1 protein-coding gene is annotated in these 285 nt (G+C 45.3%); it reads right to left on the minus strand.

Annotation, left to right across the window (positions count from 1 at the left end; all coding sequences use genetic code 11):
• The coding region (locus tag HC175_RS23380) for a sodium/proton-translocating pyrophosphatase (RefSeq protein ID WP_168140123.1) at positions 1-285 on the minus strand (285 nt) is incomplete at both ends.

The following is a 285-nucleotide window of genomic DNA, read 5'->3' on the forward strand; positions in this document are numbered from 1 at the left end:
GCCAAGCATTTCAGCAATAAGGGGATTCTCATATCCAAGTGCCATTGGAACCAGCACAATGATCACAGGGGAAGCGATGGTAAGTAATCCGGGTAAAAGCATTTCCCGAAGGGCAGCTTTTGTAGAAATCTCCACACATTTGTCATATTGAGGTTTTCCGGTTCCTTCCATAATTCCGGGAATCTCACGGAACTGGCGACGAACTTCATTTACCATATCCATCGCTGCTTTTCCTACAGATTGCATGGCAAGGGCAGAGAATACTACTGGAATCATTCCTCCAAT

The organism is Salinimicrobium oceani, assembly GCF_012037645.1.